The sequence below is a fragment of the Bradyrhizobium sp. genome (genome assembly GCF_049586575.1).
Classification (GTDB): Bacteria; Pseudomonadota; Alphaproteobacteria; order Rhizobiales; family Xanthobacteraceae; genus Bradyrhizobium.
This window is the reverse complement of record NZ_JBAVCF010000419.1, coordinates 1-7,721: the sequence shown is the minus strand read 5'-3', so window position 1 is coordinate 7,721 and position 7,721 is coordinate 1. Positions and strand designations below refer to the sequence as shown.

The following is a 7,721-nucleotide window of genomic DNA, read 5'->3' as shown; positions in this document are numbered from 1 at the left end:
TCTGCCAGGCATTGCCGATCGGCTGCATCCGCGTCTTCATGACGCCTTCCTGCAGTTCGGCCGTGACATTCGACAGCCGCTGCAACGGCACCTTGAATTCGGTGTCCTCGTTACGCCGCGAGATTTCGAGGAGCTGGTTACGCGTCAGCACCAGCTCCGACACCATGGTCATCAGGTGTTCGAGCGTGTCGACATTGACGCGGATAGACTGGTTGGCGACGCGGTCGCCGTCGCCGGCGGCAGCGTCCACTTCGACGGCCGTCTTGGCTTTCTTGGCAGCCGACTTCGATGACTTTTCAGAAACCGGTTCGGCTTTCGAAGCCGGCGCGGCCTTGACTTCGGCCTTCGCAGGCGCGGGTTTTGCAACCGGCGGCGGCGGAACAGGCTCGGCGGCGGTCTCGCGGAAGGCGCGCTCAAGATCATCGAGCGACACTTCGCCCGGCCGCAGTTCGCGCTCCAGCACCTGGTAGGCCAGCTTGCCTTCGGTTTTGGCGGGCTGCTCCGGGGCCGGATCAGCGGGCGCAAGCGCCGGCGACGGTACCTCGGGAGAAGCCGCCATCGCGGCCATGCCACGCTCGACCATGTCGTGAAGCTGCACGATCAGCTCCTGATCGTTGCCCTCGGGCTCTGCTTCGGTCGCCTCCAGCCCGCCAAGAATTTCCTTGATGCGGTCGATGCTGACCAGGATCAGCGTCACCGCTTCGGCGGTCACCGGCATGCCATCCCGGAATTTGCCCATCAGGGTTTCGCCGGCATGGGCCAGCGCTTCCAGCCGCGGCAGGCCGAGGAACCCGCAGGTCCCCTTGATGGTGTGCACCAGACGAAAGATGTTGTCTAAAATCTTGGCGTTATTCGGTTCTTGCTCGAACTTCACCAACTGATTGTCGACGGTGTCCAGGCTCTCGCCGGTCTCCGTCAGAAACTCTCTCAAAAGATCGTCCATAAATCTGGCCTTCACCCCTACGCGTGCGCTCGACGCGCTTTCCGAGTGTGGCCAGCTTCTATGCAAACCGTTTAATATTGGTTGAGCAAATGGAAAAGAACGGGCTCAACAAAGAGATAAGAAATCCCCGCAGGAAACCGGGGATGCCGTGAAACCCTTTGTTAACCTGTGGGCTGCCGCGGCAAACCCGACCGGCGCCGTCATTTCAACCGCGCGGGCCGCGCTCAGGTGGCCGTCACCACCACTGCTTCGCCCTCGGTGGAAAGCCGCACGCTCAGTCCGCAGGCCTGGGCCAGGAGGCGGGTATAATAAGGCTGCACCGAATGGGCGTCGCTCGCCGACTGCTGCGACGAACTCAGGATATCGGCGATATTCTGCGGCAGGCGCGCATTCAACCCCCTCGCCGTGACGCGAAAGCCGAACGCCTCGCTTTCACCGAGCGGATCGACTGTCAGCACGCCGCCGCGCGGGATCGTCTGCTGCGCGATCACCAGCATATTGAGCAGGAGCTTGACCCGGTTCTTGGGCAACAACAGCCGCGGCAGGTTCCAGGCGATCGTGGTCTTGCCGTCCTCGATATGGCCCCGCGCCATGGTCTGCGCGTCGCCGAGATCGATCTGCGCGCCCGCCGAGCCCGCCGCCCCAAACGCCAGCCGGCAGAACTGCAGGCGGGCAGACGCCGTCTTGGCGCTCTTGCGAATCAGGTCGAGGGCGAATTCCCGGTCCTCGGGCTTGGGATTGTCATCCAGCACCTCGAGCCCGTTGACGATCGCCCCCACCGGACTGATGAGATCGTGGCACACCCGCGAACAAAGCAACGCCGCCAGTTCAAGGGCGTCGGGCGCGGGACCGGAAGACGGGGCATCGGACATAGGATTTCCCTAAAATCAGTGACGGCGCGGACGATGCGAATCGCATTAGTGGGGTACGGCTTGATACACTGCACAAGCTTGCGCTGCCAGCCGCCGGGATCCGCCCGGCGCGACGCCTTAATCGCTGCGAATTGAGACTTTCATGGGCCCGCCGACCGGAAATTCACCCCAGCCGCCGCTTCACGGCCATGCCGCGGCTGACCTGATCGGCCCCTTGACCGAGCTTGTCGCTTTGGCGGGAGCTGCGATCCTGGCCGTCGACCGCACGCGGATGCGCGTCGAAGGCAAAGCCGACGGCTCGCCCGTGACCGAAGCCGACCTCGCGGCCGACCGAATCATCGCCGACGGCCTCAGCCGGCTCGCGCCGGATATTCCAGCGCTGTCCGAAGAGCGCGCAAACCGGTGGCGCGCCAACTGTCCGGAGATTTTCTTCCTGATCGATCCGCTGGACGGCACCAAGGAGTTCGTCGCCGGCCGCAACGAGTTCACCGTCAATCTCGCGCTGGTGGTCAAGGGAACGCCGCTGCTTGGCATCATCGGCGCGCCGGCGCTCGGTTTGATCTGGCGCGGCCTGGTCGGCCAGGGCGCCGAAAGGCTCGCGGCCGGACAAGGCAGCGAACACGGGATCGGAGCCGCTCGGCCGATCCGCACCCGGCCCTTCCCGTCGCCCGGCCAGCCCTGGATCGCGGCGGTGAGCCGCTCGCATGGCGATGCCGCGACCGAAGCCTTTATCGACGCGAGAAGCGGCGCTGTCCGGCTAACGCTCGGCTCGGCCGTCAAATTTGCCAAGGTCGCGGAAGGCGCGGCCGATATCTATCCGCGCCTGGCGCCGACCAGCGAATGGGACATTGCCGCCGGGCATGCGCTCGTCGCCGCGGCGGGTGGAAAAATCACCGATCCGGCCGGTGGCGAGTTGCGCTTCGGCGAGCGGCTCGGCGATTTCATCGTGCCGGGCTTCATCGCCTGGGGCGATCCGGCCCATTCTGCCGCGTCAAAACCCTCACGGTGAGGAAGCGCGAGCGCGCCGTCTCGAACCCATGAGGCCCCGACATTGACCTCATCATTCGAGGCGCCGCTTACGCGGCTCCTCAGGATGAGGGAGGAGCATGGCCTGTGATGCAGTAGCTTTACTGCGCCAGTTGATCTTCGAGCGAGGGCCAGCGCAGCGTCGCCTCCTTCGCGTAAGGCGCGGGATTGGCGGCAAACGCGTCGCGAGTCTCCTCACGCGCGAACAGATAGAGGCGCTGACCTGCGACCGTCCAGAACATCGGACTTCCGGCCACCGTAATGCCTCGCGCCAGGTCCACGGGGTCATAGCCGCCGTATTGGGGGGCATAAACTTCCGGATGCGCGACAAAGGAGGCGCGATTGCCCTCGTTGGTGAAACGCCACACGGCGCTCCATTCCACGGCCTCGAAGTCCGGCAGGCCAACCTCGGGACGCGCGTCGACGAAATAAGCCAGCGGATCGTAGCCCTCGATGGCGAGACCGCTATAGCGGTTGGTGACCACGCGCTCCGTCGTCGTGGCGAGCGCCACCGGCCCGGAACCCGCGAGCCAACCCACACCCGGCGCCCCGAAGCCCGCCAGAAGGACGAGCGCAATCCACATAATTCCGGGACGAAAATGCGGTTTGGCTCCCATCTGGTTTGCTTCCTGCCGTTGTGCCGTCATAGTTGATCCCGATAACATCCGAGTCGGGGGATATGGTTCAGCCTAAATTCATGCTGGTCAGCATTAGGTTAAGGCCGAAGCCGATTTTTCATGTCCGGCGCCGCCCATTTGAAGTGCACCAGGGGTAGTTTCATGACTTTCGCCACTCGCGTCGCTCGCCTTGCCGCGATGCCGCTGGCCGCGATGACGTTGGCCGCCTTGATGGGCTGGTCGTTGCCGGTTTCCGCGCAGCAGCCGCTGCCACCACCGGGGTCGCAGGCAGCGCCCGCTCCGGATTTGCCGCCGCCGCAGCGCCAGGCGGGCCCGAACTATTACGGGCCGGAGGAACTGGTGGGTGCCGGTCACAAGTTTTTCGGCAACGTCTCGCGGGGGCTTGCTTCGGTGATCGAGCGCGCCGTCAGCCAATGGGGCCTGCCGAACGGCTATATCCTGGGTGAAGAAGGCTCCGGCGCTTTTGTCGCCGGCCTGCGTTACGGCGAAGGCACCCTCTATACCAAGAACGCCGGCGATCTGAGGGTGTATTGGCAGGGCCCGTCAGTCGGCTTCGATTGGGGCGGCGACGGCGCGCGCACCATGACGCTCGTCTACAATCTGCCGGCCACGGCTGCGATCTATCAGCGTTTCGCCGGCATCGACGGTTCCGCCTACATCATCGGCGGCTTCGGCATGACGGCGCTCACCGCCAACAACATCGTGCTGGTGCCGATCCGCTCCGGCCTGGGGCTGCGGCTCGGCGCCAACATCGGCTACCTGAAATACACGCCGCACGCGACCTGGAATCCATTCTGATCTGTCGGAAGCAGTAAGTTCCCGGACCGGAACGCGTGCGTGCTCGTGGATCAACGTTAAAGACGCATGGGGCTGGTCTTCGCCCCGCGCGCCGTGGCATGGTCAAGTCAATCTAGTTCAGTTGTGTGGAGGCCTCATCGATGATCGAGCCGATCATGTATCTGGCGATCGGTTTTTTGGTCGCGATGCTGCTCGGTCTGACGATCGTGCCGCTGGTGCATAACCGCGCGGTGCGGCTGACCACGCGGCGGATGGAAGCGGCAACGCCGCTGTCGATGGCGGAGATCCAGGCCGACAAGGACCAGTTGCGCGCGGAATTTGCGATGTCGGCGCGCAGGCTCGAGATGAGCGTCGACCAGCTCAAGCACAAGACCACGAGCCAGCTCGCCGAACTCGGCAAGAAGACCGATGCGATCAATCGCATGAAGATCGAGCTCGGCGAAAAAAACGCGACCATCTTTGCGCTGGAAGCGCGCGAGAAGGCGGTGAAGGAACAGCTTCGCGCCACGGAAGAGGAATTCGCCGCCAAGACCGAGGCGCTGCGCCAGGCCGAGAAGGCGCTGACCGACAAGCAGGGCGAGCTCGCCAGGATCAACGCCGAGTTGAACGACCGTTCGGTGATGGCGGAAAGCCGGCAGGTCGAACTCGTCGCCGTGCATACCCAGATCGACGCGCTGAAGAACCGCGTCGGCGACGCCGAAAAGGATTTCGCCGCCACCCAGGCCCGGCTCGAACACGAACGCCTCCAGTCGGAGACCGCCAGCCGCGAACTCACGGATGCGCGCGGCCGCGTCGAAAATCTGAGCCAGCGGGTCACCGACCTCGATCGCCAGTTGATCGTTCAGGTCAAGGAAGCGGAACTGCTTGGGAATCGCGTCAACGATCTGGAAGGGCGGCTTTCGACGCAAGGCAAGCTGCTTGCCGAGCGCGACTATGAGGTCAACCAGCTTCGTCAGGCCAAGGTCGTGGCCGACCGCACCATCAAGGAGCTGAGCGACGAGATCAGTCTCACCAATTCCGGTTCGTGGCCGGCGCTCGACAAGCTGAAGTCGGAAAAGGCCGCGGTCGAGGAACAGCTTCGCGCCGCGCGCGACGAGCGCGCCAAGCTGCAACGCGACATCAACGCGATCCAGCAACAGGCCGAAAGCTCGTGGGCCACCGAGCGCATGGAAAATGCGCTTCTGCGCGAACGCATCAACGACATCGCCGCCGAAGTCGCCAAACGCGCGATCCAGCTTGAGGGGCCGAACTCCCCGATCGAGGCCCTGCTCGCCGCCGAGCCTGCGAAGGCGGCCAACGGCGCAACTTCTCATGACGGCGCACCGGAAGGCGGCGGCACGCTCGCCGAGCGCATTCGCGCGCTGCAATCCCACGCCTCCCGCGCCCGCCAGCAAGGGGCGTAGAGATTTCCTGTCAGCTATCTTTCGCGCCTCAGCGCGGACAGGCTTGATGTCGTCCCGGCGCACGCGACGACCCATACGCCGCGGCTTCTCTTGAGACAGGGTGCCGGACAGCTTTCTGCCAACTACGACGATGAGGTGGTTATGGGTCCCTGCGTGCGCAGGGACGACGTAAGAGTGTCGCGCAGTCCGACGCACCTCGAATGATGCTGCTGACGTCGGCCAGCACTCCCGCGGCACTTACGCGCCCGAGTCTTTGCCAAGCACAGTCCCTCAAAATCGGAGGGCGCAGGGAATGCCGGGCGCCAAACTCGCCCGCAGTTTCGCGTGGAGTTAAAGAAAACCACACGAAGGTCGTCACCACAGGTTCGCCGGACGGTTCCGGCATTCCCTGCACGATGGTGTTACGGCTTATTTCGTGCTCTCCCCGGTGAGCCGGGCTTGTTGTCACCGTCGCCGGCGCAATGCGCGAGCATTGTCGCCAACTTGACATCAGCGTCGGGATGTCAGGACCACACGACTTCGCCGTCCGCTTGCCGGTGCTTCGTCTTGCGCACCAAAAGCGTCCATCGCCTCCCGCGTCCAACGTTCGTGACGATCGCGAAACGCCCCTCGTTATCGGGCGCGGGATGCCTGTGATTCTGCCAGTGATTTTAGGAAGCGATCAACCGCGCAGGGTGCGGCCGATTAACGCGACGGGCAAATCAGGTGTCACGGCGAAAATCTTGTCAAGTGATCAGCAATTGCTTGAGTGCGACCAATTCCGCCGTCGTCCCTGCGCACGCGGGGACCCATAACCACCGGCTTCGATAGAAGGGTAACTCTCTCCGCGGCGCCCCAAAAATAGAGAGGCCGCGGCGTATGGGCCCCTGCGTTCGCAGGGGCGACCAATGAGGTTGCGACGACGGTAAATGAAGCTATCGTCACTCGCATTGCGCTTGACACCCCGGCCCCCCGCTTCGTAAATCGCACCCTTCTGGCGTCTCATGAGGCGGCCGGGCGCATAGCTCAGCGGGAGAGCGTTCCCTTCACACGGGAGAGGTCCAAGGTTCGATCCCTTGTGCGCCCACCAGCCTTCGCTCGCGTTGCGAGCTACGGCTTGGCAAGCCATCAAATCATTTAGCGAGCAAAGGCTGCCGCGCCGAAGCCTTGGGCGAAGGCGGACATCAAAAGCCCCAAATCGGGCTTTTTGTTCTTGGCGAGATCGAAACAGCAGCGGCATAACGCACATGAACAAGTCCGCTCCGCACTTCGTACACTTCAGGTGCGCCGAGACATCGTACCAGTCCCATTCGCGAAGATCAGCCACCTTTAGCCTGCCCATGTGGTAGCAACGGCAACCTTGCGCGCCAAGGCAATAGACCAGCACAGATTCAAAGCCGGTCTCTCTGACGTGACCTGACCAGTACCGAAGAAAGTTAGCTGGCTTGCATCGTCGCATAGCCCATCAAAGCGCGGCTGAATTGACTACGCAAATCGCGCGGTAGGTTGCGGTGGGAACCACCGCTAGCCGCAATCTACTGTGGCTGTGGAAATCTCACTTAACGACTCGGCAGACTCGCCGACGAATACGACGCGGCGCAAGATCGGGGCGAGGCTGGTCAGAGAAAAGGCAGGAAAAATGTCGTTCCAGACAAGAACGACATTCCAAGCCCATTCGTATTTGGTTTCAGGAATGACTGTCGATGGATAAACCATCCACGTTTAACGAGGCTCTAGCCGATGGGTTGCTGGAGCGACGGGGCGCTTCTCGTCTGAATTGGCGGGAAATAAAATCGAGTGCACGTTTGTCCCACTGAAGCGCTTCTATCTCCCACTTGCGCCTGTTCTCCGGTTGCACGGCCATTTTCTTCCTGCATTCCGCAGCCATTGCGCGGCAACGTAGCAGCTCCCTCATCGCTAACTCCGTTATTCCCAGCAAAGAAAACCTATCGTCCGCAACTCAGCGCTGTCATTTCAAAGACGCGTGATTTCGGATTAAACTTTAGCGCAATAATTGCTCGTGCTTTTTATTACACACGCCGTAGCGGCGCGCCGCAAACAG

At 62.8% G+C, this 7,721-nt stretch carries 6 protein-coding genes and 1 tRNA gene; 4 read left to right on the top strand and 3 right to left on the bottom strand.

Translation table 11 applies throughout. The features are described from left to right. Together WB528_RS16750 and chpT are read right to left on the bottom strand one after the other, a co-directional pair. Nucleotides 1-943: Hpt domain-containing protein (locus WB528_RS16750; RefSeq protein ID WP_423889527.1), on the bottom strand; the 943-nt coding region annotated here is incomplete at its 3' end. Nucleotides 944-1,167: 224 nt separating this feature from the next. Beyond that, nucleotides 1,168-1,815, bottom strand: a complete 648-nt coding sequence (gene chpT, locus WB528_RS16745; protein WP_423889526.1) for a histidine phosphotransferase ChpT — start codon at nucleotides 1,813-1,815, stop codon at nucleotides 1,168-1,170. 142 nt (nucleotides 1,816-1,957) lie between these two features. Here chpT and WB528_RS16740 point away from each other — a divergent pair, with 142 nt between their 5' ends. Further along, a complete protein-coding gene (locus WB528_RS16740) occupies nucleotides 1,958-2,824 on the top strand; it encodes a 3'(2'),5'-bisphosphate nucleotidase CysQ family protein (RefSeq protein ID WP_423889525.1) in 867 nt (288 codons plus the stop codon). 118 nt (nucleotides 2,825-2,942) lie between these two features. Here WB528_RS16740 and WB528_RS16735 read toward each other — a convergent pair whose 3' ends face one another. Next, nucleotides 2,943-3,488 carry a YHS domain-containing (seleno)protein gene (locus WB528_RS16735; protein ID WP_423889524.1) on the bottom strand — a complete coding sequence of 182 codons (546 nt, stop codon included), beginning with the start codon at nucleotides 3,486-3,488 and terminating at the stop codon, nucleotides 2,943-2,945. A 132-nt stretch (nucleotides 3,489-3,620) separates the two neighbouring features. Here WB528_RS16735 and WB528_RS16730 point away from each other — a divergent pair, with 132 nt between their 5' ends. From WB528_RS16730 to WB528_RS16720, 3 genes are all read left to right on the top strand, one after another. Continuing rightward, entirely contained in the window at nucleotides 3,621-4,277 is a 657-nt protein-coding gene (locus WB528_RS16730; RefSeq protein ID WP_423889523.1) for a DUF1134 domain-containing protein, read from the top strand. 140 nt (nucleotides 4,278-4,417) lie between these two features. Further along, nucleotides 4,418-5,680 (top strand): hypothetical protein, encoded by a 1,263-nt coding sequence (locus WB528_RS16725; protein WP_423889522.1) that lies wholly within the window; start codon nucleotides 4,418-4,420, stop codon nucleotides 5,678-5,680. 994 nt (nucleotides 5,681-6,674) lie between these two features. Continuing rightward, nucleotides 6,675-6,749: transfer RNA gene (locus WB528_RS16720), tRNA-Val, on the top strand. The last annotated feature ends 972 nt before the right edge of the window (nucleotides 6,750-7,721 follow it).

Excerpts from the sequence above, each read along its gene's own strand:
- WB528_RS16735 (WP_423889524.1), bottom strand. The coding sequence starts at position 3,488 with ATGACGGCACAACGGCAGGAAGCAAACCAGATGGGAGCCAAACCGCAT.
- chpT (WP_423889526.1), bottom strand. The coding sequence starts at position 1,815 with ATGTCCGATGCCCCGTCTTCCGGTCCCGCGCCCGACGCCCTTGAACTG.
- WB528_RS16725 (WP_423889522.1), top strand. The coding sequence starts at position 4,418 with ATGATCGAGCCGATCATGTATCTGGCGATCGGTTTTTTGGTCGCGATG.
- WB528_RS16740 (WP_423889525.1), top strand. The coding sequence starts at position 1,958 with ATGGGCCCGCCGACCGGAAATTCACCCCAGCCGCCGCTTCACGGCCAT.
- WB528_RS16730 (WP_423889523.1), top strand. The coding sequence starts at position 3,621 with ATGACTTTCGCCACTCGCGTCGCTCGCCTTGCCGCGATGCCGCTGGCC.